Raw genomic sequence first — 23,059 nt, 5'->3', positions numbered from 1 at the left:
CGATGATCTCCGCACTGACGCGGCTGGCCGACTGGTCCGCGAGGACACCCAGGCGGCTCTGGCTGATCTCGTTCGCGCTGTTCTTCGCGCTCGCGGGCTCCTGGTCCGCCGCCAGCCCCATCGGCGGCTCTCCCGACGAACACGCGCACTTCGTCCGCGCCGCGGCCGCCGCCCGGGGCCAGATCAGCGGACCCCTGGTGATGGTCCCGCACCGGGTGGCGGGAATCGACGGGCAGTTCGCCGAGGCCGGGATGCAGCTCCCGGAGTGGTACGGGAACCTGGCCACGGTGCACGAGTGCTACGCGTGGCGCCAGTCCCAGCCCGCGTCCTGCGCGCCCTCGCTCGGCGACTCCGAGAAGATCGTCCAGGTCCCCACGGCGGCCGGCCGCTACCACCCGGCGTACTACCTGGCGACCGGCTGGCCGAGCCTGCTCGCCGACGGCCCCAAGGGGCTGTACCTGATGCGCTTCATGTCGGCGCTGCTCTGCTCTGCCCTGCTGGCGAGCGCGGTGGTCACGGCCGCCGAATGGCGGCGCCGCTCGCTGGCGATGCTCGGCGTGCTCGCCGCCGCCACGCCGATGACGCTCTACATGTCCGGCATGCTCAACCCCAGCGGCGGCGAGATCGCCGCCGGGATCCTGGTGTGGACGGCCCTGCTGTCGATCGTCCTGTCACCCGACCCGGTGCTGCTGAACCGGCGGCTGGCCAGGCTGGGCACCGGCGGCCTGGTCCTGATCAACATCCGGCCCCTCGGACTGATCTGGTTCGGCGGAGCGGTGGTCTTCTGCCTGCTGCTGACGCAGCGGCGCGGAGTGCTGGGAGCCGTGCTGCGCCGCAAGGCCCTGTGGCTCTGGACGGCCCTGCTGGGCCTGGCGACGGCCGGTGCGCTGTACTGGGCGGCGAGGCACCCGGACCGTTCCCGGATAGACATCCCCGACTCGCTCACCGCGGCCGTGGCCGCGAAGCGCACCCTCGGCAACACCGACTGGTACATCAAGCAGATGGTCGGATTCTTCGGCTGGCTGGACACCCCGGGCCCGGCCCTGCTGTACCTGGTGTGGATGGCGGTGCTCGCGACGCTCGTCGCGCTGGCGCTGGTCTACGGCCACAAGCGCGACGTGGTGGCGGTGCTCGGCATGCTGGTGGCCATCGTGATGGTGCCGGTGGCCGCGCAGGCCTCGGAGGCGGAGCGGATCGGCATGGTGTGGCAGGGCCGCTACCTGCTGCCCTTCGCCGTCGGCCTGCCGCTGATGGCCGTGCTGATCTGCGCCACGCGCGTCCCCGGGCGCGGATTCCCCTGGCGGCGGCTGGTCGGCCTCTCCATCGGCGGCCTGGCGCTGGCCAACGTGGCGGCGTTCTACTGGACCCTGCGCCGGTTCGCCGTCGGCAACAAGGCCTCGTGGGTGCCGACCTCGGCGCACTGGGCCCCGCCCGGCGGCTGGGTCCTCTGGACCGGCGTGTACGCGGTGGCGGCCCTCGCCGTCGTCGTGCCCGCCCTGGTCTCGGACCGCAAGGCCGCCGCGCCGCAGCTCCCGGACCTCGACGTCCCGCGGGCGGACCGCGAGGCGACGCGGGTGCCCGAGCCCGCCTGACGCACCCCGTCAGGCGGCGGGGCCGACCTCGGCGGTCACCACCGACGGCGTACGGTCGTCCGCTTGGGCGAGCAGGGAGCCGCCGGGGGCCCACACGGCCGCGCGGCCGCAGCCGGTCCACGGGCCCGCCGGGCCGACGTGGTTGGCGAGGACGACGTACAGGCCGTGGTCCTTCGCGATCCCCGGGTACACGGTGGCGCGCTCCCCGATCCCGTCGCCCGTCCCGTACAGGGAGCTCGCCAGGTGCACCCGGCAGCCGTCGGCCGCGCCCCGGCCGGACAGTTCGGGGAAGTGGTTGTCGTAGCAGACGCCCAAGGAGAAGCGGATCCCGCCGAGTTCGAAGCGCCCGTCATCCGCGCCGGGCGCGAAGACGTCCTGCTCGTGCCGGAAGAGGTGCTGCTTCGCGTACGTCGTCACGTGCGCCCCGTCCGCATCGTGCACGAGCGTCGCGATGGCGGGGCGCGGCCCGGCGGTGGGCAGGGCGACGTTGACGGCGGTGGCGATGCCGGCGGAGCGCAGCGGGTCCAGGCGCGGGTCGTCGGCGGCCGTCCACAGGCCGGGGTCGGAGGCCAGCGCGTCCAGTTCGTAACCGGTGAGCGTGAACTCTGGGAACACCACCAGCCCGGCGCCCTGTTCGCGGGCCGCGGCGGCGAGAGCGGCTGTCTGCGCGACGTTGGCGTGGACGTCGGCGGGGACGCAGGTCATCTGGGCTGCGGCGATCTTCATCCGGCCGAGGATGCCAGCCGGGTGGCGCCCGGGTTCTTCCGGGGGGTCGACGTACCGGCGGGGCGGAGGGATGCTGTGACGACGCGCTCACGGAGCGCGGTCGACGGTTCGGCGGGCGGGGGTGTCCGATGCGACGTGACGGTTCGGCCCGGTGACGGCCCCCGACTGGGTCCAGCCGGTCCTCACCGGTGCCTTCCTGGTCCTCGCGTACCGGGTCGTGCGGACGTCCGGCGCGGGGCTGCGGGCGGCCGTGGCCTTCATGATCGTGCTGAACGTGGGAACGCTGTGGCTGCTGTGGGGCGAGGGGCCGCCGTGGGCGGTGCCGGCCGTCGTCGCGGTCTCCCTGGTGGCCGCGGTGGTCAACACCGTCGCCGCGGCCAGGACCGCGCTCGAACGCATCGAGCGCGCGGACACCGCCCGCTTCCGGGACCTCGTGGGGCACGTCGCGGGCTCCGAGGGCCCCCAGGTGATGGGCGTGTGCGTGACCTACACCGGCGCGCTGGTCCTCACCGCCTTCGGTAGCGACGCCCGGCCGGAGGGCCGGCAGTTCCACCTGCCGCCCGGCCGGGACTGCCCGTTCTGCCTGGTGGAGGATCAGATACGGGGGTTCCTGGGGGCGGTGGACCCACTGCTGGACGAGTACCGCAGGTACCTGGTGGCGGGCAGCAGCCGGCACGTCCTCGTCAAACGGCCGTCCACCGCGGAGCCCTGGACGGGCCGGCTCCGCGACCGGGCGTACTACCGGGTGCCCCGCCGCCGGCCGTCCTGCCCGGTCCACGACCCGCTGCTCGGCCCGCCCTAGCCCCCCGGCACTCCCTAGGAGTCCGCGGGCCCCCGCAGGAGGGTCAGGAAGGAGCGGAAGGCGGCGGGCATGTCCACCGACTCGGGGGCGAGCAGCCACTGGTACTGGAGTCCGTCCATGACGGCCGTCAGCAGCGGAGCCGCCTGTTGCGGCGTGAGGCCCGAGGGGAGCCGGTCGCCGAACTCGGCGCGCAGCACCGCCGCCATCTCCGCGCGGACCTGGGCGTAGCGCTCGGTGAAGAACTCCCGCGCCGGGTGCCCGTCGGTGACGCTCTCGCCCAGCAACGCCGAGAAGGTCTGCACGATGCCCGGGCGCATCGCGTTGTACTCCACCAGCGAGGCCAGCAGGTCGAGGCGCCAGGTGTCGGCCGCGGCGCGTGAGCCGCCGCCGGTGTCCCAGCGGTCGCGCTCCTCCAGCACCGCGACCAGCAGCGCCTCCTTGGTCGGGAAGTAGTGCAGCAGCCCCTGCTGGGTCAGGCCCACGCGTTCGGCGACCGTGCCCAGGGACGCGCCCCGGTAGCCGCGCTCCGCGATCACCTCGACGGCCGCGCGGACGATCTCCCCGCGGCGCTCCTCGCTCCTCGCCCTGACCATCGCCCCGCACCCCTTCCCGTACGACACCTGCCAGCAGGACCGTACGTCATCTCAATATCACGAAAAGATTACGAACCCTACCGTTCAACAGGTAACAGGTCCACGATGGGGGCACCGCACCGCACCACCGCACCCAACGAGGAGGCACGGCCGTGACCGATGCCGATCAGGTCCGCACCAGCGTCGTCGAAGTGGCGCTCGGGAAGCTCGATCTCGACACCAAGGCCCGGCTGCTGGCCGGGCAGGACATGTGGTCGCTGCCCGCCCTCCCCGAGATCGGGCTGCAGTCCCTGGTCATGTCCGACGGCCCCATCGGGGTCCGCGGCGTGCGCTGGACCGCCGACGACCCGTCCATCGCCCTGCCCTCCCCGACCGCGCTCGCCGCCGCCTGGGACCCCGAGCTCGCCCGCCGCGCCGGCCGGCTCCTCGCCCAGGAGGCCCGCCGCAAGGGCGTCCACGTCCTGCTCGCACCCACGGTCAACCTGCACCGCTCCCCGCTCGGCGGCCGCCACTTCGAGTGCTACTCCGAGGACCCGCACCTGACCGGGGCCATCGGCAGCGGCTACGTGAACGGCGTCCAGGACGGCGGGGTCGGCACCACCGTCAAGCACTTCGTCGGCAACGAAGCCGAGACCGACCGGTTCACCGTCGACTCCGTCATCGCCCCGCGCCCGCTGCGCGAGCTGTACCTGGCGCCTTTCGAGGCCATCGTCGCGAACGCCCACCCGTGGGGCATCATGACCGCGTACAACCAGGTCAATGGCACGACGATGACCGAGCACCGGTACCTGGTGAACGAAGTCCTGCGCGGCGAATGGGGCTTCGACGGGTACAACGTCTCCGACTGGATGGCCGCCCGCTCCACCACCGGCGACATCGAAGGCGGCCTGGACGTGGCCATGCCCGGCCCCACCACCGTCTACGGGCCCGCCCTCGCCGAGGCCGTCCGCGCCGGGGAGGTATCCGAGTCCGTCGTCGACGACGCCGTGCGCAACGTCCTGCGCCTCGCCGCCCGCGTCGGTGCCCTGGAGGGCGCGCCCGCCGTCGTCGAGGCCGCCCCGGCCCCGGTCGACGGGCAGGCGCTGGCCCGCGAGCTCGCCGCCCGCGGCTTCGTCCTCGTGCGCAACGAGGCCGTGCCCGACAGGAGCGCCGCCCTGCCGCTCGACGCCTCCGGGGGCCGCACCGTCGCCCTCTGCGGCGCCGCGGCCCGCGACGCCCGCGTCCTCGGCGGCGGCAGCGCCACGGTCTTCCCCGAGCGGATCGTCTCCCCGCTCGACGGCCTCGCCGCCGCCCTTCCGGACGGCGCCCTCACCTTCAGCGTCGGCGCCGACCCCTCCGACGAACTGGTCCCCGCGGACCAGGGCTTCGAGCTCCGCGCCGTCTGCCGCGACGCCTCCGGCGCCGTCATCGGCGAGGGCAGCCTGCCGACCGGCCAGGTCCAGTGGATCGGCGACGACCTGCCCGCCGGCGCCACGTACGAGACCATGGCGAGCATCGAGGTCTCCGGCACGTTCGTCCCGCGCGAGAGCGGCGAGCACGCCTTCGGCACCCGCGGACTGGGCGCCTTCAGCCTCGCGGTCGACGGGCGGACCCTCTGGGAGGGCGTCCAGGAGATGGGCAACGAGGCCGACCCCTTCGAGGCCTTCTTCGGCGCCCCCAGCGAGCGCGCCCGCGTCACCATCGCCGAGGGCGAGCCCGTCGAGGTGTCGCTGACCTACCAGGTCCCCGACGTGTCGGCGCTGCCGCTCAAGGCGATCATGTTCTCGCTGCTCCACCTCGGCCCGCGGAGCGACCCCGACGAGCTGATCGCCGAGGCCGTGGCAGCCGCCCGCGCCGCCGACACCGCCGTCGTGGTCGTCGCCACCACCGAGCGCGTGGAGTCCGAGGGCTTCGACCGGCAGGACCTCACCCTCCCGGGCCGCCAGGACGACCTGGTGCGCGCCGTCGCCGCCGTCAACCCGAACACCGTGGTCGTCGTCAACGCGGGCTCCCCGGTGGAGCTCCCGTGGCGCGAGGACGTCGCCGCCGTGCTGCTGACCTGGTTCCCCGGGCAGGAGGGCGGGGCCGCGCTGGCCGACGTACTCCTCGGCGACGCGGAGCCCGGCGGGCGGCTGCCCACCACGTGGCCCGCGCGGTTCGCGGACGCGCCCGTCACCGAAGTCGTCCCCACCGAGGGGCGCCTGGAGTACGGGGAGAGCCTCTTCATCGGCTACCGGGCCTACGAGAAGCACGGCGTGGCCCCCGCCTTCCCCTTCGGCCACGGCCTCGGCTACACCGACTGGGCGTACGAGTCCGTGGAGGCCACCGCCGACACGGTCCGGGTCCGCCTCACCAACAGCGGTACCCGGCCCGGCCGCGAGGTCGTCCAGGTCTACCTCGCCCCCGTCTGCGACCCCGTGGAGCGCCCCGCGAGCTGGCTGGCGGCCTTCGCGGGCGTCTCGGCGGGACCCGGTGAGACCGTCGAGGCCGTGATCGCCCTGCCCGCCAGGGCCTTCGAGATCTGGGACCAGGAGACCTCCGGCTGGCAGCGGATCGGCGGGACCTACGAGGTCCGGGCGAGCCACTCGCACGGCGACACCCGGCTGACGGCCACGCTCGACATCGCATAACACACCGTAACCATCGGAAGTGGCTGGAAATCACCCCTGAAACACCCTTGAAAGCCGGTCCGGGGGCGAGTCCTGTCACTCGCCCCCGGACCCTCCGTGCACAGCGGCGTCAACGTGGCGGTTCGGCGGCCGTCACCTGGCGGTGCGCCAGTTCCGCCAGCCGCGCCTGCCCGTCCTTGCCCGGATGGAACCAGTCCCAGCGGCTTAACTGATCCGCCGCGAAGGGGTACTGGAACACCGCCCCGCCGTCGTAGCGGCACAGTGCGTCCCTCGCGCAGACCTCGCGCAGCACCTCGTTGTACTCGACCACGCGCGCCCGCACCTGCTCGCGACGGGCCGTCGCCCCCGTCGCCGCCGACAGCGGATCGGCGAGCATCGACTGACAGATGCCCAGCTTCCAGACCTGCCGCACCATCGGCAGGTCCTTGCCCTGCTCCCACAGCCGTTGGAGGTCCGGCACGCTGGAGACGTACACCTGGGAGGAGGGGGACGCGGTCCGGAGCCCGGCGAGGGCCTTCTCGAATCCGTCCCGGAACTCCGCCACCGGCGTCATCGACGAAGCGGTGGGCCGGCAGGCGTCGTTCGAGCCCACCATGACCGTGACCAGGTCGGGCTTGTGCGCGGCGGCCTCCGCCAGCTGTCCCGGCAGGTCCGCCATCCGTGCGCCGGTCACCGCGTAGTTCCAGCTCCGGGCGGGCACCCCGGCGTCCCCGAGCAGCCGGGCGGCGAGGGAGCGCACCGCGGGGTCGTTCCCGGTGGCCCACGAGACCTCGGGGCAGTCGGCCAGGACCGAACAGGCGTCGAAACCGCGCGTGATGGAGTCGCCCACGGCCGCGACCGAAGTCGGCGCCGTGTTCCAGCGCGGAGCGGCCTGCGCCCCGCGCTCGCCCTCGCCGCGCGACGCGCCCGGACTGCACCCCGTCACCGAGCCGGCCAGCAGCACGGCCGTCGCACCCGCGCCCGCGAGGATCCGGCGCGCGCGGCGGCGCGGAGCGGTGGTGCGCATGGGAAGGGGTCCTCCTCGTCGCCCCCGCATCGTTCGGGGGGTCCTGCTGAGTGAAAGCTCTGTGTTTACGGGCCTTGGAGCGACCGTACGTCACACCACGACCCCTGGCGCACGGTAGCTTTTTCCCGTGGCGTTTCGGCCGCAGGTCCCGTAGCGCAATGTCAAATAATTTCCGTTACATTACGTCACGTCACATACTGTCCGTTTTCTGGAGTTTATTCCCGACCTCGTCCACCACTGGAGGTCCCGGTGACGACACGTGGAGTTCTGTACGTGCATTCCGCACCGCGCGCGCTCTGCCCGCATGTGGAATGGGCTGTTGCGGGCGTGCTCGGGGTGCGGGTGAACCTCGACTGGATCAGGCAGCCCGCCTCCCCGGGCACCTGGAGAGCCGAGTTCTCCTGGCAGGCCGAAGCGGGCACCGCCTCGAAACTCGCCTCCGCGCTGCGCGGCTGGCACCTGCTGCGCTTCGAGGTGACCGCGGAGCCGTGCCCGACCGCCGAGGGCGAGCGCTACAGCTCCACCCCGGAGCTCGGCATCTTCCACGCCGTCACCGGCATGCACGGCGACATCCTGATCCCGGAGGACCGGCTGCGCGCCGCCCTCGCCCGGTCCGCACGCGGCGAGACCGACCTGGAGGCGGAGATCGCCAAACTGCTCGGCAAGCCCTGGGACGACGAACTGGAGCCCTTCCGCTACGCGGGCGAGGGCGCCCCGGTCCGCTGGCTCCACCAGGTCGTCTGAACCCCTTACGAGGCGAAGGGCCCCGCACAGCGACTGCTGCGCGGGGCCCTTCGTCGTGCGGTACGGGATCAGACGGTGCGGAACGCCAGGGTGACGTTGTGACCGCCGAAGCCGAAGGAGTTGTTGATCGCGGAGATCGGGCCGTCGGCCGGCAGCTTGCGGGGCTCGCCGCGCACGATGTCCGCGTCGATGTCCTCGTCGAGGTCGTCGACGTTGATCGTCGGCGGGGCCAGCCGGTTGTAGAGCGCCAGCACGGTCGCGACGGTCTCGATACCGCCCGCGCCGCCCAGCAGGTGACCGGTCATCGACTTGGTCGCGGAGATCGCGATGTGGTCGAGGTCGTCGCCCAGCACCTTGCGCAGCGCCTTCAGCTCGGCCGTGTCACCCTGCGGGGTCGACGTGGCGTGCGCGTTCAGGTGGACCAGCTCGGCCGGGTCGAGGCCCGTGTTGTCGAGCAGGTTCTGCACCGCGGCCGCGACACCGCGACCGGTCGGCTCCGGCTGCGCGATGTGGTGGCTGTCCGCGGACAGACCCTGGCCCAGCACCTCGCAGTAGACCCGGGCACCGCGCGCGGCGGCGTGCTCGGCGGACTCCAGGACGACGACGCCCGCGCCCTCGCCCAGTACGAAGCCGTCACGGCCCTTGTCGTACGGACGGGAGGCCTGCTCGGGGTTCTCGTTGTTCTTGGACATCGCCATCATGTTGGCGAACGCGGCGATGGGCAGCGGGTGGATCGCCGCCTCGGTGCCACCCGCGACGACCACGTCGGCACGGCCGGTACGGATCATCTCGACGGCGTAGCCGATGGCCTCGGCGCCGGAGGCGCAGGCGCTGACCGGAGTGTGCACGCCCGCCTGGGCGTTGACCTCGAGGCCGACGTTGGCCGACGGGCCGTTCGGCATGAGCATGGGGACGGTGTGCGGGGAGACCCGGCGCACACCCTTTTCCTTCAGCACGTCGTACTGGTCGAGCAGGGTGGTGACGCCGCCGATACCGGAGGCGATCACGGTGCCCAGGCGCTCGGGCCGGATCTTCTCGTCCTCGCCGGCGGGGGCGGCGTAGCCGGCGTCGGCCCACGCCTCGCGCGCCGCGATGACGGCGAACTGCGCCGAGCGGTCGAGCTTGCGGGCCAGCGGCCGGGGCAGTACCTCGCTCGGGTCCACGGCGGCACGGGCGGCGATGCGTACCGGGAGTTCGGCGAAGCGCTCGCCCTCCAGGGGCGTTACGCCGGAACGGCCGGCAAGCAGACCTTCCCAGGTCGAAGCGCTGTCGCCACCCAGCGGAGTGGTTGCGCCGATACCGGTGACGACCACGGTGCGATTGGTCGGGCTCACAGGAATTCTTTCTCCACGTCTCAGGGGGTGCTGAATTGTCACGGCGCCACCGCCAGGTGGCGACAAACGCTCGTCAGGCTCAGGCCTGGTGCTTCGCGATGTAGTCCGCGGCGTCGCCGACCGTCTTGAGGTTCTTGACGTCCTCGTCCGGGATCTTGACGTCGAAGCGCTCTTCGGCGGCGACGACGACCTCGACCATGGACAGCGAGTCGACGTCCAGGTCGTCGGTGAAGGACTTCTCGATCTGGACGTCCTCGACCGGGATACCCGCGATCTCGTTGACGATCTCCGCGAGACCCTCGACGATCTCTGCCTGCGTGGCGGCCATGTGGCGCTCCTTCTCTGGGTAACTGGGTAGGAAGACCGGGATGTGGATCCCGGTCCTAGGGGAGGGTAACGACCGTCGCGGCGTAGACGAGCCCCGCCCCGAAGCCGATGACGAGCGCGGTGTCGCCGCTCTTCGCCGCTCCGGTCGCCAGGAGCCGCTCCATAGCGAGCGGAATCGAGGCGGCCGACGTGTTGCCGGTGGTCTCCACGTCACGGGCGACCGTGACGTGCTCCGGCAGCTTCAGAGTCTTCACCATCGAGTCGATGATCCGCATGTTCGCCTGGTGCGGGATGAAGACGTCCAGGTCGTCCGCGGTGATCCCGGCGGCGTCGAGCGCCTGCTGGGCCACCTTGGCCATCTCGAAGACGGCCCAGCGGAAGACCGCCTGACCCTCCTGCGTGATGGCCGGGAACTTCTCGGCGGTGTCCTTGGCGCGGAACTCGTCCCACGGCACGGTCTGCTTGATCGTGTCGGACTTGTCGCCCTCCGAACCCCACACCGTGGGGCCGATGGCCGGCTCGTCCGAGGGACCGACGACCACGGCGCCTGCACCGTCGCCGAACAGGAAGGCCGTCGCGCGGTCCTCCAGGTCGGTCAGGTCCGAGAGCCGCTCCACGCCGATGACGAGGACGTACTCCGCCGAACCTTCCACCACCATGCCCTTGGCCAGGGTCAGACCGTAGCCGAAACCGGCACAGCCCGCGGAGATGTCGAAGGCGGCGGGCTTGACCGCGCCGATCCGGTGCGCGATCTCGGTCGCGATGGCCGGGGTCTGCTTGAAGTGCGAGACCGTCGAGACGATCACGGCACCGATCTGCTCGGGGGCGACACCGGCATCGGCCAGCGCCTTGCCCGAGGCCTCCACCGACATCGCGGCGACCGTCTCCTGGGGCGAGGCCCAGTGGCGGGTCGCGATGCCCGAGCGGGAGCGGATCCACTCGTCGGACGAGTCGATGGTCTCGAGGATGACCTCGTTGGGCACCACACGGGTCGGGCGGTAGCCGCCGACCCCGAGGATGCGGGCGTACGGGGAGCCCTTGGCCGGCTTGATCTTGGACATGCTGTGTGGGCTCCTTCTCTCAGGCCGTCAGTTCGGCGACGAGCGCCGCGGCCTTGTCGAGATCGTCCGGGGTCTTCAGCGCCACGCTCGGTACGCCCTTCAGCGCGCGCTTGGCCAGACCCGTCAGGGTGCCACCGGGGCAGAGCTCGATGATCCCCGTGACGCCCAGTTCGGCGAACGTCTCCATGCACAGGTCCCAGCGGACCGGGTTCGCGACCTGGCCGACCAGGCGGGCGACGACGTCGGCGCCCGTGGTGACGACAAGGCCGTCCTTGTTCGAGACGTACTTCAGCACCGGGTCCGCCGGGGAGAGGGCCTCGGCGGCCTTCGCGAGCGTGGCCACCGCGGGGGCCATGTGGTGCGTGTGGAAGGCGCCCGCGACCTTGAGGGCGACGATCTTCATGGAGCCTTCGGGCTTGTCGGCCTCCAGGGCAGCGATCTGCTCCATGGTGCCGGCGGCCACGATCTGGCCCGCGCCGTTGATGTTGGCCGGGGTCAGACCCAGCTTCTCCAGGTGGGCGACGACCACGTCGCGGTCACCGCCGAGGACCGCGGCCATGCCGGTCTCGGTGACGGCGGCGGCCTCGGCCATGCCGAGACCGCGGGTCCGGACGAACGACAGCGCGTCGGCCTCGGACAGCACGCCGGCGTAGGCGGCGGCGGTGATCTCGCCGACGCTGTGGCCCGCGACGGCACCGAAGGTCAGGGAATCGGGCAGCGCCGAGGCCGACAGCAGGCCCGCGGCGACCAGCAGGGGCTGGGCCACGGCCGTGTCGCGGATTTCGTCGGCGTCAGCGTTCGTGCCGTAGTGGGCAAGGTCCAGCCCGATGGCGTCGGACCAGGCGGCGACGCGGTCAGCGGCACCGGGGAGGTCGAGCCAGGGAGTCAAGAAGCCGGGCGTCTGAGCGCCTTGGCCGGGAGCGACGAGTACGAGCACCCTCACACTCTCTCTTGTGGATGGTCCCGGCCGCCGGTGGGGACAGGGACGAAGAACCGTCGGGGTAATTGTTGATGTCCGACAAAAGTCTAGGACTGGAGATCGCCGTCGGCCAGACGCCCCAGAATCAGGGCGATTCGCAGCGTGAACGCCGAGCGGACATCGGAGGGTGACCATCCGGTGACGTCGGTCACACGTCGCAGCCGGTAGCGCACCGTGTTGGGGTGCACGAACAGCATCCGCGCCGCCCCTTCGAGGCTGCTCGCCTGCTCCAGGTACACGCTCAGCGTCTCCAGCAGCGCAGAGCCGGCCTCTTCCAGCGGTCTGTAGATCTCCTCCACCAGTTGTTCCCTGGCAGCGGGATCGGAGGCGATCGCGCGTTCCGGCAGGAGATCGTCCGCCAGAACCGGACGCGGGGCATCCTGCCATGCCGTACAGGCCTTCAGCCCGGCCGCCGCGGCCTGCGCCGACTTCGTCGCGTTCAGCAGGTCGGAGACCACCGGGCCGGCCACGACCGGACCGGCCGCGAACGGCCCGATCAGCGACTTCGCCACCTGCATCGGGTTGTCGCTGCCGCCCGCGATGACGACCAGCCGGTCCCCGAGGACTCCGGTGAGGACCTGCAGCTTGTGGTGGCGGGCCGCCCGCCGGATCGCCTCCACCGTCAGCTCGCTGTCCCCCTCCGGCGCGGTGCCGAGCACCACGCACACGTGCTCGGGGGAGTTCCATCCCAGCGCCGCCGCCCGGGAGAGTGCACCCTCGTCGGCCTCGCCGGACAGCACCGCGTTGACGACCAGGGACTCCAGCCGCGCGTCCCACGCCCCGCGCGCCTCGGCGGCCTGCGCGTACACCTGGGCCGTCGCGAAGGCGATCTCCCGGGCGTACACGAGCAGCGCCTCGCGCAGGATCTGCTCGTCGCCCGGGGCCGCCACCTCCTCGATCGCGGTCTCCATGACCTCGATCGTGGTGCGGACCATCTCGACGGTCTGGCGCAGGGTGATCGCCCGGGTCAGCTCGCGCGGCGCCGTTCCGAACACGTCGGTGGAGATCGCCTGCGGGGTCTCCGGGTGCCGGAACCACTCGGTGAACGCGGCGATGCCGGCCTGCGCCACCAGGCCGATCCAGGACCGGTTCTCGGGTGGCATCGCCCGGTACCACGGCAGGGTCTCGTCCATCCGCGCGATCGCGTTGGCGGCGAGCCGGCCGGAGGACTTCTCCAGTCGGCGCAGCGTCGCGGTGTGCGGATGGGCGGGAGCGGGATGCGCGGAGTGTGTGGCGGGCGAATGCTCACGTTCGGGTTGGGGCACGTGACAAGACTGCCTTATCGGGACGGGTGCGCGGAGTCCGGTACCGGGCCGGGCCCGCGACCCCGTGCCGCGACTGGGTCTACCGTGGCTCCCATGATTGATGTACGCCGAGGCGCCGACCGGTACGAGGGCGGGGACCCGGCCGCCGGGATCGCCACCCGGCACGCCTTCTCCTTCGGGTCCTTCTACGACCCGGACAATCTGCGCTTCGGCCCCGTCCTGGCCTGCAACGAAGAGCTCCTCGCCGCGGGCGCCGGATTCGACGAGCACCCCCACAGTCACACCGAGATCGTGACCTGGGTCGTCGAGGGAGAGCTCACCCACCAGGACAGCACCGGCGAGAAGGGCCTGGTCCGGGCCGGGGACGTGCAGCGGCTGAGCGCCGGATCGGGCGCGCGGCACGTGGAGCGCAACGACGGCGTCGGGCGGCTGCGCTTCGTGCAGATGTGGCTCGCGCCCCTCGCCGCGGGCGGCGAGCCCTCGTACGAGGTGGTCCGGGACATCGCCGACGACACGCCCTACGAGGTCCCGGCGGCCGGCGCCGTACTGCACGTGCGGCGGCCCGGATCGGGCGAGCGGGTGGCCGTGCCGGCGGCGGAGCGGGTGTACCTGCACGTGGTGCGCGGTGACCTGCGCCTGGACGGGGAGGAACTGGGCCCCGGGGACTCGGTGCGGATCACCGCCGAACGGGACCTGGAGATCACCGCCGGGTCCCCGGGGGAACTGCTGATCTGGGAACTTCCCTAGGCCGGGCGCAGTTCGGCCAGGACCGCGTCCGTGAACGGGGTCCAGGCCGCAACGGCCCACGGGCCGAAGGCGCGGTCCGTCAGCGCCACGCACGCGGCGCGCGCGTCCGGGTCCACCCACAGGAAGGTGCCGGCCTGGCCGAAGTGCCCGAAGGTGCGGGGCGAGGAGGACAGGCCCGTCCAGTGCGGGGACTTGCCGTCGCGGATCTCCATGCCGAGGCCCCAGTCGTTGGGGGACTGGTGCCCGTACCCCGGCAGGACGCCCTTGAGCCCGGGGTGCACGACGGAGGTGGCCGCGGCGACCGTACGGACGTCGAGCAGCCGGGGCGCCTGCAGCTCGGCGGCGAAGCGCAGGAGGTCGGACACGGTGGAGACGCCGTCCTTGGCGGGCGAGCCCTCCAGGGTGGTCCGCGTCATGCCCAGCGGCTCGAAGACCGCCTGGTGCACGTACTCCGCGAAGGGGATGCCGGTGGCCTTGGCGATGTGGTCGCCGAGCACCTCGAAGCCGGCGTTGGAGTACAGCCGGCGCTCCCCGGGCGGGGCCGACACCCGGTGCTCGTCGAAGGCCAGGCCGCTGGTGTGCGCCAGCAGGTGACGGACCGTCGACCCCTCGGGCCCGGCCGGCTCGTCCAGCTCGATCGCCCCTTCCTCGTACGCGACGAGGGCGGCGTACGCGGCGAGCGGCTTGGTCACGGAGGCCAGCGCGAAGCGGTGGTCGACGGGCCCGTGGGCGCCGGCGAGGCTCCCGTCGGCGCGTACGACGGCCGCCGCGGCCGTGTCCACCGGCCAGGTTTCGATGATCCGCAGGCTTTCCATGCCGTTGACGGCCTCCATGCTTTCCATGCGGCCGAGCCTACTTGCTTGGAGTGCACTCCAGGGTTTTAGCGTGGGGTCATGAGCCAGAGCCTGACGCAGACGCGGTACACGATCAGCGAGGTCGAGGCCCGGACCGGTCTGACCCAGCACACCCTGCGCTGGTACGAGCGGATCGGCCTGATGCCGCACGTGGACCGCTCCCACTCGGGACAGCGGCGTTTCACCGACAAGGACCTCGACTGGCTGGCCTTCGTGGGCAAGCTGCGCGCCACCGGGATGTCGGTGGCGGACATGGTCCGGTACGCCGAACTGGTCCGCGAGGGCGCGCACACCGTCGGGGAGCGCCGCGAGCTGCTGGAGCGGACGCGGCACGAGGTGCGGGCGCGCATCTCGGAGCTCACGGACGCGCTGGCCGTACTGGACTACAAGATCGGCATCTACTCGGGGAAGGCACAGCCATGACGGAAGCCACGAAGATCGACCGGGCCGAACTGGGCAAGGGCGGCCCGCTGGTCGGCGTCCAGGGCCTCGGCTGCATGGGCATGAGCGAGTTCTACGGGGACACCGACGAGGCGGCCGCCCGCGCGACCCTGGACGCGGCGCTGGCCGCCGGGGTCACCCTCTTCGACACCGCGGACGTCTACGGGCGGGGGCGCAACGAGGAGTTCCTCGCCCCGTTCGTGGCCGCCCACCGGGACGAGATCACCCTGGCGACGAAGTTCGCCATAGAGCGCACCGACGACCCCGCCTACCGGGGCGTGCGCAACGACCGCGCGTACGTCCGCCGGGCCGTCGAGGACAGCCTGCGCCGCCTCGGCGTGGACGTCATCGACCTCTACTACATGCACCGGCGCGACCCCGCCGTGCCGTTCGCCGAGTCGGTCGGCGCCATGGCGGAGCTGGTGCAGGAGGGCAAGGTGCGCCACCTCGGCCTCAGCGAGGTCACCGGAGCCGAACTGCGCGAGGCGCACGCCGTCCACCCGATCGCGGCGCTCCAGTCGGAGTGGTCGCTCTTCAGCCGGAGCGTGGAGCGCAGCGCGGTGGGCGCGGCGGCGGAGCTGGGCGTGGCGCTGGTGCCGTACTCCCCGCTGGGCCGGGGCTTCCTGACCGGGGCCTTCGCGGACGCCACCGCCGAGCTGTCGCAGGACGACTTCCGGCGCCACCAGCCGCGGTTCACCGGTGAGAACGCGAAGGCCAACGCGGCGCTGCTGACCCCGGTCCGGGAGATCGCCGAGGAGCTGGGAGCGACCCCGGCGCAGATCGCCCTGGCCTGGGTGCAGCAGCGGGCGAAGGTGCACGGGCTGACCGTGGTCCCCATCCCGGGCACCCGCAAGCCGGGCCGGCTGCGCGAGAACACCGCCGCCACCCGGATCACCCTCGCCCAGGCGCAACTGGCCCGACTGGAGCCGATCGCCGCCCGGGTCGCGGGCGACCGCTACCCGGACATGAGCGCGACCTCGGAGGCCCGCGAGGGCCAGGACCCGAGCTGAAGACAGGCCCTGGCCGCGCGCCTCAGCGGTGCCGGGTGCGCAGCACCGCGAAGGCGGCCCAGAGGGCGAGGGCGGCCAGGGCCAGGACCATCGCCGTCTCGATGGACTGGGTGGGCCAGTAGTGCGTGGCCGGGTGGTAGTCGAGGTACCACCCGGTCACGTCCAGGTCCTCGGGACACGCCCTGCGGCTGCCGGAGTGCGCGAAGCAGGTCCACTCGGGCAGGCGTTCGCCCGAGGCCGTGGTGAGTCCGGTGTCCATCATGAAGGCGCCGCTCGGAGGCATCGGCACCCCGGTCGCGGCCGACGACGTGGTGAGGGTGCGTACGGGCAGGAAGGACCACCGCAGGGTGCCGAGCAGCGCCATCACCAGCCGGTGACGAGCCCGGTGACCGCCATGGCGGCGAGCGTGCGCCGTACGAGCTGGCCGACGAGGGTTCCCAGGGCCACGCCCAGGAGGCAGTACGCGACGAGCACCGTGCCGAGCGCTTCGTACGGTCCCCGGTCGGCCCAGGAGAACTGGTGCGTGCCGTCGAGCGGTGCCCAGCCGAGGCGGTAGACCCCGGCCAGGGCGGCCGAGCAGGCGACCGCGGCCGCCGCGGCCACCGTGATCTTCGAGGCGAGCCAGGCCCGGGCGGTCGACGACTGGGTCAGGGCGAGGCGGTAGGTGCCGCTCTCCAGTTCGCGGGCGACCATCGGGCCGGCGACGAAGGCCCCCAGCAGCAGGGGCAGGAGCAGCATCGCCATGCCGGCGTACTCCATCCCCACCCGCAACGGGCCGTCCGGGTGGTGCGAGCGCAGGCCTGACGGGATGCTCGCCCACCAGCGCAGGGCGGCGACGACGGCGAGGCTCGCCGCGACCGCGGCGGGCAGCGCCCACAGGGCGCGCCGGTGCTGGCGGACCGTGACCCAGCGCGGGCCCTTCAGGGTCAGCACGCTCATGCCTCCACCCCTTCGGCGGTGAGGGGATGGATGGTGAGGGGCGGGGCCGCGGGAGAACGCAGGTGGGCGAGCAGGACTTCCTCCATGGACGGGTGGGCCGTCTGCCAGGTGTCCGTGTCGACCGGGCCGTGCAGCCGCGCGAGTGCGGTGAGCCGGCGGCCCGTCGTACGCGACTCGACGACGGTGTGCGCGGCGAGGTCGGTGAGGGCCGTGGCGGGCCCGGTGAGCAGGCGGTGGGCCGCGACGACCTCGTCGGCGGGGCCGGAGAGGCGGATCCGGCCGCCGTCGACGAGCAGCAGGTGGTCGCAGGCGCCCTCCAGCTCGGTGAGGATGTGCGAGGACATCACCACGGACGTGCCGTTCTCGGCGGCGTCGGCCATCAGCGTCCCCATGAGCCGGTGGCGGGCGAGCGGGTCTAGATCGGCCATCGGTTCGTCCAGCAGGAGCAGGCCGGGGCGCTTTCCGAGGGCCAGCGCCAGGGCGACGCGGGTGCGCTGGCCGCCCGAGAGGGTCCGGACCCTTGCGCCGCGGTCGAGGCCGCCCTCGTCGACGATCCGCTCCGCGCTCTTGGCGTCCCAGCGGCCGGGGTTGAGCTCGCGGCCCATGCGCAGGGTCTCGTCGACGGTCAGCTGCGGGTAGAGGGGTTTGTCCTGGCCCACGTAGGCAGTCTCCTCGCGCGGCGGCGCGTCGATGGTTCCCTCGGTCGGCCGGAGCAGTCCTGCCGCGAGCGCGAGCAGGGTGGACTTTCCCGCTCCGTTGTGGCCGACGAGCGCGCAGACCCGCCGGGCGGGCAGCTGGAAGGAGCAGTCGCGCAGTGCCCAGCCGCGCCGCCGTCCGTAGCGCACGCCGAGTAAGGACGCCTCGATCACCGGATCATCCGTCACGCGTCTTCCCCCTTGAAGTGTTGGTCCAGCACGGATGTGAAGAGCGCGGCCACGTCGTCCCGTTCCAGCCCGGCGGCGTGCGCACGGCGTGCCCAGTCGGCCAGTTCCTCCCGCAGGGGGGAGTCGGCCGGTGCGCTGCCCAGGGACTTCCGGACGAAGGTGCCCATGCCGCGCCGCCCCTCCACGAGGCCCTCGCGCTCCAGCTCCCGGTAGGCCTTGAGCACGGTGTTCGGGTTGATGGCCGTCGCCTCGACGACCTCGCGCGCGGTGGGCAGCCTGTCGCCCGGTTCCAGGAGTCCCAGGCGCAGGGCCTGCTTGGTCTGGTGGACGATCTGCAGGTAGGTGGCCATGCCGCTGCGCCGGTCGATGCGGTACTCCAGCACGTGCAGCACCCTTTCACTAGTTAAGTAGTGAAAGGGTGCTGCACGGAATGGACGATGTCAACGCGCCTCCGTCCCGGGCGCGTTGGTACGGCCCCCCTAGGCCCGGAAGCGGTCCAGCAGCTCCGCGTACTCGGCGTCCGTGAGGAGCCCCGCGCTGTGCAGCTCGTCCAGGTGCCGCATCCGGTCGCCCCCGGTGCGCGCCGCCGGGACGGAGCCCACGGCGGCGACCCGGGTGCGGCCGCGCACCGCGGCCAGGATCGCGGCCGCGAACGGCAGCGACTCGTGCACCGCCCCGTAGCCCACGCCGAAGACGGCCGCCGTCAGGTCGTGGTCCGGGCGCGGATCGGAGGGGGTGTCCCGCACGTGGAGCCTCAGGTGGCCGCCCGGGCCCTCCGGGGAGCACCACTCGACGCCGGTGACGGCGGCCAGCGGGACGCGCTGGTCGCCCGCCTTCCACTTGGTGCCGGTGGCACCGGTACGGGACCAGTGGAAGGTGACCGCCGACCCGTCGAAGTCCACCCGGGCGTCGAACGCCTTCAGGTGGACCGGTGGCCGCGGTACCTCGACCAGGAAGCGGTCGGCCGGCTCGGCGGCATCCGGCCCCAGCCGGGACCGCAGGGCGTCCGCGAACGCGGCGGCGTGCGGCGCCCGGTCGCCCGGCAGTACCAGCCGGTACGGGTCGCAGTTCTCCTTCAGCTGCCCGGCGGCGGCCTCGATCAGCGGATCCGCGCCCGGCCGCGGGACGGCACGCAGAATCACCGTGTCCCGCTTCCCGGCGGTCACGGTCACCTCGGACACCGCTTCGAGGGGAATCCGGCGCGGGCCGAGGGCGTGCAGGAGTCTCGGCACTCTCGGCGTTCGTATCCCCCGTGAGAAGCGGATGAGCACCGAGTCCGAGTCGAACTCCCAGACGGCATGATTTCCGGCCAGTACGTCACCCATGCGGCACATCGTAAAGGGCGGCGCCCCCGCGCGTCCCCCCTCCGTGCCGGGCCCGTTTTCCGCGCCTCTACGCGCGTCAGTCCGCCTCTGTCCCGGAAATTCCACGCCGGCAGGTGTCGTCCCCGGTCGAGCAGACAACGGAAGCGAACGCGCCGGTTCCGATCTTGGCGAAGTTCTCCACCGAGTCCGTCTCTGGCGCGAAATAGCCGGTGTGACTCCTGGCCCTGGCCGAGGACAGCAGCCGCGCCCCGAACTCCGGAGACACCGGATCGGCGCCGTGGCCCACCCCGCCGACCTCCAGGTGCGGTACGTCCGCGATCCAGTCGCCCTCGTCCCGCGTCGCCCAGACCCGGGCCGAGGTGTGCAGGCCCTCGACGCTCGAAGCGCGCATCCCGGGGCTGCCCGCCACCACCACGTCCGTCACCCGGGCCGGCAGCTCGTGCGCGGCGACCCCGCACACCACCGATCCGTAGCTGTGGCAGAACAGCGCCACGCCCGACCCCCCGGGCAGGGACGCGGTCAGCGCCTTCAGCCGGACCGCGCCGTCGACGGCCATCCGGCCCGTGGCGGCGTCCACGCCCACCCCGGCGGGCGCGGTGTAGCCGGCCCAGGCGATGACCGCCGTCCGGCCGTCCGGCGCGGCCGCGCGCTGCGCCGCGTACAGGGACTCGGCCATGCCGACGGGTGAGGTCAGGCGGCGCTGGGTGCGCTCGAAGGTGAGCGCGTCGGTGTCGACACCGGGCACGATCACCGAGACCCGGCGGGCCCGGTCGAGGTCACCGAAGACCTCGGCCACGCGGCCGCCGCCGGTGGGATCGAAGGTGAGGATCTGCCGGCCGGGGGCGGCGAGAGAGGCGAAGCGGTGGGAGCGCCGGGTGGCCTCCTCCCGGTCGGCCGGGGTCAGGGCCACGTCACGGCTGCGGGCCTCCTCGACCCGGCGGGCCTGCTCCAGGCCGTGCAGGTTGGCCCGGTAGCGGGTGGCGGCGGGGGCCCCGTCGAGATTGCCCACCACGAGGGGGTAGCCGTCGGCGAGCCGGGCCCGCTGCGCTCCGTCGAGGCCCGCGAAGAACCGGGCCACCGTCCGTACGGGGGCGTCGGCGGGCGGCACCGGGCGGCCGTCGATCCTGGCCTTCGCCCAGGCCCGGAGCGCGGCGGCCCGCAGCGGGGTGCCCCCCTCGGGCCGGTGCACGGCCGTCCAGCCGGTGGTCGCCAGCATGATGAACACCACCGCCAGCGCGAGCAGCGCGCGCAGGGCGGCAGGGCGCGGGTCGGCGCCGGGAACGGGGGGGTGGGCGAGGCCGGACAGATTCACTGGGACCAGCGTAGGAGACCTCCACCAGCCGCGGCGCCCTGGGTGACAGGACTCACGGCCGACCGTGGGACCCCTTACGGAAAGCGGGTGATCCGCTACAACTCCCCGGGAAGTCCCGGCGATCAGGCCCCGGCCGCCTCCGGGCGCCAGCTCGCGGCCAGCGACGGGCCGAGGCGGTCGAGGTAAGCCTCCGTCAGCCGGCGGATCGCGGCCACGCTGGTGTCCTCGCCCTGCCCCCAGAGCCGCCCCGTGACCCGCATCACACCACAGAACGCGGCGACGGCCACCCGGGGCCGCGGATCGGCGTCCACGTCCAGGCCCTCTCGGTCGGCGATCACCCGGGAGATCCGTTCCTCCAGCTCCGTGGAGCGCCGCAGGTGCACGGCGAGCAGGGCCGGGGTGCACTCGATCAGTCGGTAGCTGCGCATGTAGAGGTCGACGGGGACCACGTCGGCGAGGGCCTCCTCGACGGTGTCCCAGGCGGCGAGCGCCGCGCCCCGCATGGCTTCGAGGGGCCCCTCGGAGGCCGGCCGGGCGTGCAGGGAGGCGACGAAGTGCGCCTCCGTCAGGTCCTGGACGGCGAAGACGACCTCCTCCTTGTTGGCGAAGTAGCGGAAGAAGGTGCGCTGGGACACGTCCACGGCGTCGGTGATCTCGTCGACGGTGGTGCGCTCATACCCCTGCGAGAGGAAGAGCAGGAGCGCGGCGCGCAGCAGCGCGCCCCGGGTGCGGCGCTTCTTGCGCTCGCGCAGTCCGGGCACCGGTGCCGCCGGCGCCGACCGCTCGTCGATCATCACTCCGGGCTCCCTTCCGACGCCGAGTGGGCGGTCAGAGTACCGGTGACCGACGGGCCGCGACCGTCGCGTTAAGCCGTTTGCGAAGGGCCGTCGCCGTCCCGGGCCCCGGCGCGCGACCGGCCGCGCGTGACACGTTCGGGTCGGCCGCCGTCCGGGCCCCACCCCCCGCCGGGGCGGGCGCGGGGCCGCTCCGAGGCTCCCGGAAGCGTCAACTCCGTACGGACGACCGCCCCGCCGGACGGTTCCGGCGGGCCCGTCGCCTATCCGGGTGGACCCGCCACGGGCCCCTTCCGCCCGCCCGTCACCGCAGGTCAGCGTGGTGTCAGCGAGGCCCCGGAATCGGTCCGGGCGCCCGCCGTCCACAAGGAGTTGACCCGTCATGCGTACGTGTGGAACCACGCGCGTCACCACCGTCCTGGCCGCGACCGTCCTGGCCCTCACCGCCCTCATCCCGAGTACCGCCACCACGGCCCAGGCCGCGGGCCCGCCGGCCCTCGGGGCCTGCGCGACCGGGCAGCTGTGCCTGTGGGCGAAACCGGAGTTCAAGGGCACCAAGCGGACCCACGAGCTCAGCACTCTGGACGTCGACAGCTGCACCGCGCTGCCCGCCGGGACCAGCGCCCAGTCGCTCACCAACCGCACCGGGCGGCCCGTGACCACGTACCAGTCGGCGGAGTGCGCGGAGACCGGCGAGTTCCAGACCTACCCGGGCGACGGGGTCTGGCTGCCCCAGTCGCCCTACCAGGTAAGGGCGTTCAAGGTGTGGGAGAGGTAGCTTCCCGCTGCGCCGGGGCGTTCGGCCGGTCGGGTGCGGGTGCGGGTGCGGGTGCGGGTGCGGGTGCGGGTGCGGGTGCGGGTGCCGGTGCCGGTGCCGGTGCCGGTGCGGGTCCGGGCGAGGCCGTGGCCCCGGTCGCGGCACCGGCCGCGGCCCCCGCGCCGCCCAGCCGGGCGACCTCGCCGCGCAGCGCCCGCACCTCCTCCCTCAGCTCCCGGATGGCCGCCAGCTGGAGCCGCTCCGCCTGGTCGTCGCGCTCGAAGCGGGAGATGAACCAGGCGGCGATGTTGGCGGTCACCACCCCGAGGAGGGCGATCCCCGACAGCATCAGGCCCACGGCCAGGACCCGGCCGAGTCCGGTGGTGGGCGAGTGGTCCCCGTACCCGACCGTCGTCATCGTGGTGAAGGACCACCACACGGCGTCGCCCAGGTTCTTGATGTTCCCGTCGGGGGCGTCCCGCTCCACGCTCAGCACCGCGAGCGAGCCGAACATCAGCAGCCCCACGACCGCCCCGGCCACGTACGTCGTCAGCTGGATCTGCGGGGCCATCCGGGCCCGCCGGCCCACCAGCATCAGCGTGGCGACCAGCCGCAGCAGCCGCAGCGGCTGCACGAGCGGCAGCACCACGGCGGCCAGGTCCAGCCAGTGGGTCCGGACGAAGTGCCTGCGGTCCGTCGAGAGGCCCAGCCGCACCAGGTAGTCGAGGGCGAAGGCACCCCACACCAGCCACTCCACGTGGGTGCAGGCCCGGTGTACGTCCGCGGTCGCGTCGGGGGCCACGATGGGCACGGCGTACGCCACGGCGAAGGCCACGGCGAGGAGGAGCAGCGGGGTCTGGGTACGGCTTTCCCACTGCGCCTGACGGGAGGGTTCCTTCATGCCGAGCATCGTAGGCAACGCGTGAAGAAGCGCGGGCCCCGGCCGGAGCCGGGACCC

The 23,059-nt window shown here is 73.0% G+C and carries 25 protein-coding genes; 8 read left to right on the top strand and 17 right to left on the bottom strand.

Going from position 1 to position 23,059, the window contains the following annotated elements; genetic code table 11:
* Positions 1-2 precede the first annotated feature (2 nt).
* Positions 3-1,592, top strand: coding sequence for a DUF2142 domain-containing protein (locus tag PV721_RS04595; protein WP_319721489.1), 1,590 nt, complete (start codon positions 3-5; stop codon positions 1,590-1,592).
* A gap of 9 nt (positions 1,593-1,601) precedes the next feature.
* Here PV721_RS04595 and PV721_RS04590 read toward each other — a convergent pair whose 3' ends face one another.
* The gene (locus tag PV721_RS04590; protein WP_319721488.1) at positions 1,602-2,318 is read right to left on the bottom strand and encodes a carbon-nitrogen hydrolase family protein; all 717 of its coding nucleotides are present in this window, start codon (positions 2,316-2,318) and stop codon (positions 1,602-1,604) included.
* Positions 2,319-2,469: 151 nt separating this feature from the next.
* On the opposite strand from PV721_RS04590, the gene PV721_RS04585 reads away from it, so the two are divergent.
* Complete coding sequence (locus PV721_RS04585; RefSeq protein ID WP_319721487.1) at positions 2,470-3,120, top strand: hypothetical protein; 651 nt, start codon at positions 2,470-2,472, stop codon at positions 3,118-3,120.
* A gap of 14 nt (positions 3,121-3,134) precedes the next feature.
* Here the strand turns inward: PV721_RS04585 and PV721_RS04580 are convergent, their stop codons facing one another.
* Positions 3,135-3,713, bottom strand: coding sequence for a TetR/AcrR family transcriptional regulator (locus PV721_RS04580; RefSeq protein WP_319721486.1), 579 nt, complete (start codon positions 3,711-3,713; stop codon positions 3,135-3,137).
* A gap of 152 nt (positions 3,714-3,865) precedes the next feature.
* Here PV721_RS04580 and PV721_RS04575 point away from each other — a divergent pair, with 152 nt between their 5' ends.
* The gene (locus tag PV721_RS04575; protein ID WP_319721485.1) at positions 3,866-6,322 is read left to right on the top strand and encodes a beta-glucosidase family protein; all 2,457 of its coding nucleotides are present in this window, start codon (positions 3,866-3,868) and stop codon (positions 6,320-6,322) included.
* Positions 6,323-6,431: 109 nt separating this feature from the next.
* Here PV721_RS04575 and PV721_RS04570 read toward each other — a convergent pair whose 3' ends face one another.
* A complete protein-coding gene (locus PV721_RS04570) occupies positions 6,432-7,328 on the bottom strand; it encodes an SGNH/GDSL hydrolase family protein (protein ID WP_319721484.1) in 897 nt (298 codons plus the stop codon).
* A 249-nt stretch (positions 7,329-7,577) separates the two neighbouring features.
* On the opposite strand from PV721_RS04570, the gene PV721_RS04565 reads away from it, so the two are divergent.
* Positions 7,578-8,072: a DUF3145 domain-containing protein gene (locus PV721_RS04565; RefSeq protein WP_030160508.1), complete on the top strand. Its 495-nt coding sequence runs from the start codon at positions 7,578-7,580 to the stop codon at positions 8,070-8,072.
* A gap of 68 nt (positions 8,073-8,140) precedes the next feature.
* Here PV721_RS04565 and fabF read toward each other — a convergent pair whose 3' ends face one another.
* The 5 genes from fabF to PV721_RS04540 all read right to left on the bottom strand — a co-directional run bounded on the left by fabF (position 8,141) and on the right by PV721_RS04540 (position 13,038).
* Positions 8,141-9,406 carry a beta-ketoacyl-ACP synthase II gene (gene fabF, locus PV721_RS04560; protein ID WP_319721483.1) on the bottom strand — a complete coding sequence of 422 codons (1,266 nt, stop codon included), beginning with the start codon at positions 9,404-9,406 and terminating at the stop codon, positions 8,141-8,143.
* Positions 9,407-9,485: 79 nt separating this feature from the next.
* Positions 9,486-9,734 carry an acyl carrier protein gene (locus PV721_RS04555; protein ID WP_319721482.1) on the bottom strand — a complete coding sequence of 83 codons (249 nt, stop codon included), beginning with the start codon at positions 9,732-9,734 and terminating at the stop codon, positions 9,486-9,488.
* A gap of 55 nt (positions 9,735-9,789) precedes the next feature.
* Positions 9,790-10,794, bottom strand: coding sequence for a ketoacyl-ACP synthase III (locus tag PV721_RS04550; RefSeq protein WP_319721481.1), 1,005 nt, complete (start codon positions 10,792-10,794; stop codon positions 9,790-9,792).
* 19 nt (positions 10,795-10,813) lie between these two features.
* Positions 10,814-11,731, bottom strand: a complete 918-nt coding sequence (locus PV721_RS04545) for an ACP S-malonyltransferase (protein ID WP_319721480.1) — start codon at positions 11,729-11,731, stop codon at positions 10,814-10,816.
* A gap of 89 nt (positions 11,732-11,820) precedes the next feature.
* A complete protein-coding gene (locus PV721_RS04540) occupies positions 11,821-13,038 on the bottom strand; it encodes a PucR family transcriptional regulator (RefSeq protein WP_319721479.1) in 1,218 nt (405 codons plus the stop codon).
* Positions 13,039-13,131: 93 nt separating this feature from the next.
* Between PV721_RS04540 and PV721_RS04535 the strand changes: the two genes are divergently transcribed.
* Positions 13,132-13,785, top strand: coding sequence for a pirin family protein (locus PV721_RS04535; RefSeq protein ID WP_319721478.1), 654 nt, complete (start codon positions 13,132-13,134; stop codon positions 13,783-13,785).
* Here PV721_RS04535 and PV721_RS04530 read toward each other — a convergent pair.
* The gene (locus PV721_RS04530; protein ID WP_319721507.1) at positions 13,782-14,600 is read right to left on the bottom strand and encodes a serine hydrolase domain-containing protein; all 819 of its coding nucleotides are present in this window, start codon (positions 14,598-14,600) and stop codon (positions 13,782-13,784) included. The two genes, PV721_RS04535 and PV721_RS04530, sit on opposite strands and share 4 nt — an antisense overlap.
* Before the next feature lie 78 nt (positions 14,601-14,678).
* On the opposite strand from PV721_RS04530, the gene PV721_RS04525 reads away from it, so the two are divergent.
* Positions 14,679-15,062, top strand: a complete 384-nt coding sequence (locus PV721_RS04525) for a MerR family transcriptional regulator (RefSeq protein WP_319721477.1) — start codon at positions 14,679-14,681, stop codon at positions 15,060-15,062.
* Positions 15,059-16,090, top strand: a complete 1,032-nt coding sequence (locus PV721_RS04520; RefSeq protein ID WP_319721476.1) for an aldo/keto reductase — start codon at positions 15,059-15,061, stop codon at positions 16,088-16,090. The genes PV721_RS04525 and PV721_RS04520 overlap by 4 nt, the downstream gene beginning before the upstream one ends.
* Positions 16,091-16,112: 22 nt before the next feature.
* Here the strand turns inward: PV721_RS04520 and PV721_RS04515 are convergent, their stop codons facing one another.
* From PV721_RS04515 to PV721_RS04485, 7 genes are all read right to left on the bottom strand, one after another.
* Entirely contained in the window at positions 16,113-16,454 is a 342-nt protein-coding gene (locus PV721_RS04515) for a hypothetical protein (RefSeq protein WP_319721475.1), read from the bottom strand.
* On the bottom strand, positions 16,454-17,029 hold the full coding sequence (locus PV721_RS04510; RefSeq protein WP_319721474.1) for an ABC transporter permease: 576 nt from the start codon (positions 17,027-17,029) through the stop codon (positions 16,454-16,456). The genes PV721_RS04515 and PV721_RS04510 overlap by 1 nt, the downstream gene beginning before the upstream one ends.
* A complete protein-coding gene (locus PV721_RS04505) occupies positions 17,026-17,913 on the bottom strand; it encodes an ABC transporter ATP-binding protein (protein ID WP_319721473.1) in 888 nt (295 codons plus the stop codon). The genes PV721_RS04510 and PV721_RS04505 overlap by 4 nt, the downstream gene beginning before the upstream one ends.
* Positions 17,910-18,296 (bottom strand): GntR family transcriptional regulator, encoded by a 387-nt coding sequence (locus PV721_RS04500; RefSeq protein ID WP_319721472.1) that lies wholly within the window; start codon positions 18,294-18,296, stop codon positions 17,910-17,912. Before PV721_RS04500 ends, PV721_RS04505 begins: the two co-directional genes overlap by 4 nt.
* 96 nt (positions 18,297-18,392) lie before the next feature.
* Positions 18,393-19,238 (bottom strand): DUF4429 domain-containing protein, encoded by an 846-nt coding sequence (locus PV721_RS04495; RefSeq protein WP_319721471.1) that lies wholly within the window; start codon positions 19,236-19,238, stop codon positions 18,393-18,395.
* A gap of 76 nt (positions 19,239-19,314) precedes the next feature.
* On the bottom strand, positions 19,315-20,454 hold the full coding sequence (locus tag PV721_RS04490) for an alpha/beta hydrolase (protein WP_319721506.1): 1,140 nt from the start codon (positions 20,452-20,454) through the stop codon (positions 19,315-19,317).
* 218 nt (positions 20,455-20,672) lie between these two features.
* Positions 20,673-21,344, bottom strand: coding sequence for a TetR family transcriptional regulator (locus tag PV721_RS04485; RefSeq protein ID WP_319721470.1), 672 nt, complete (start codon positions 21,342-21,344; stop codon positions 20,673-20,675).
* A gap of 382 nt (positions 21,345-21,726) precedes the next feature.
* Here PV721_RS04485 and PV721_RS04480 point away from each other — a divergent pair, with 382 nt between their 5' ends.
* Positions 21,727-22,122: a peptidase inhibitor family I36 protein gene (locus PV721_RS04480; protein ID WP_319721469.1), complete on the top strand. Its 396-nt coding sequence runs from the start codon at positions 21,727-21,729 to the stop codon at positions 22,120-22,122.
* Here PV721_RS04480 and PV721_RS04475 read toward each other — a convergent pair.
* On the bottom strand, positions 22,103-23,002 hold the full coding sequence (locus PV721_RS04475; protein WP_319721468.1) for a potassium channel family protein: 900 nt from the start codon (positions 23,000-23,002) through the stop codon (positions 22,103-22,105). The genes PV721_RS04480 and PV721_RS04475 overlap by 20 nt on opposite strands.
* Between the last annotated feature and the right edge of the window lie 57 nt (positions 23,003-23,059).

Source organism: Streptomyces sp. MB09-01, assembly GCF_033794505.1.
Lineage (GTDB): Bacteria > Actinomycetota > Actinomycetes > Streptomycetales > Streptomycetaceae > Streptomyces.
Note: the sequence above shows the minus strand (reverse complement) of the source record. Positions and strands in the feature narration are given on the sequence as shown.

Excerpts from the sequence above, each read along its gene's own strand:
- PV721_RS04595 (WP_319721489.1), top strand. The coding sequence starts at position 3 with ATGATCTCCGCACTGACGCGGCTGGCCGACTGGTCCGCGAGGACACCC.
- PV721_RS04590 (WP_319721488.1), bottom strand. The coding sequence starts at position 2,318 with ATGAAGATCGCCGCAGCCCAGATGACCTGCGTCCCCGCCGACGTCCAC.
- PV721_RS04580 (WP_319721486.1), bottom strand. The coding sequence starts at position 3,713 with ATGGTCAGGGCGAGGAGCGAGGAGCGCCGCGGGGAGATCGTCCGCGCG.
- PV721_RS04570 (WP_319721484.1), bottom strand. The coding sequence starts at position 7,328 with ATGCGCACCACCGCTCCGCGCCGCCGCGCGCGCCGGATCCTCGCGGGC.
- PV721_RS04555 (WP_319721482.1), bottom strand. The coding sequence starts at position 9,734 with ATGGCCGCCACGCAGGCAGAGATCGTCGAGGGTCTCGCGGAGATCGTC.
- PV721_RS04550 (WP_319721481.1), bottom strand. The coding sequence starts at position 10,794 with ATGTCCAAGATCAAGCCGGCCAAGGGCTCCCCGTACGCCCGCATCCTC.
- PV721_RS04535 (WP_319721478.1), top strand. The coding sequence starts at position 13,132 with ATGATTGATGTACGCCGAGGCGCCGACCGGTACGAGGGCGGGGACCCG.
- PV721_RS04530 (WP_319721507.1), bottom strand. The coding sequence starts at position 14,600 with ATGGAAAGCCTGCGGATCATCGAAACCTGGCCGGTGGACACGGCCGCG.
- PV721_RS04525 (WP_319721477.1), top strand. The coding sequence starts at position 14,679 with ATGAGCCAGAGCCTGACGCAGACGCGGTACACGATCAGCGAGGTCGAG.
- PV721_RS04520 (WP_319721476.1), top strand. The coding sequence starts at position 15,059 with ATGACGGAAGCCACGAAGATCGACCGGGCCGAACTGGGCAAGGGCGGC.
- PV721_RS04515 (WP_319721475.1), bottom strand. The coding sequence starts at position 16,454 with ATGGCGCTGCTCGGCACCCTGCGGTGGTCCTTCCTGCCCGTACGCACC.
- PV721_RS04510 (WP_319721474.1), bottom strand. The coding sequence starts at position 17,029 with ATGAGCGTGCTGACCCTGAAGGGCCCGCGCTGGGTCACGGTCCGCCAG.
- PV721_RS04495 (WP_319721471.1), bottom strand. The coding sequence starts at position 19,238 with ATGGGTGACGTACTGGCCGGAAATCATGCCGTCTGGGAGTTCGACTCG.
- PV721_RS04490 (WP_319721506.1), bottom strand. The coding sequence starts at position 20,454 with ATGCTGGCGACCACCGGCTGGACGGCCGTGCACCGGCCCGAGGGGGGC.
- PV721_RS04485 (WP_319721470.1), bottom strand. The coding sequence starts at position 21,344 with ATGATCGACGAGCGGTCGGCGCCGGCGGCACCGGTGCCCGGACTGCGC.
- PV721_RS04480 (WP_319721469.1), top strand. The coding sequence starts at position 21,727 with ATGCGTACGTGTGGAACCACGCGCGTCACCACCGTCCTGGCCGCGACC.
- PV721_RS04475 (WP_319721468.1), bottom strand. The coding sequence starts at position 23,002 with ATGAAGGAACCCTCCCGTCAGGCGCAGTGGGAAAGCCGTACCCAGACC.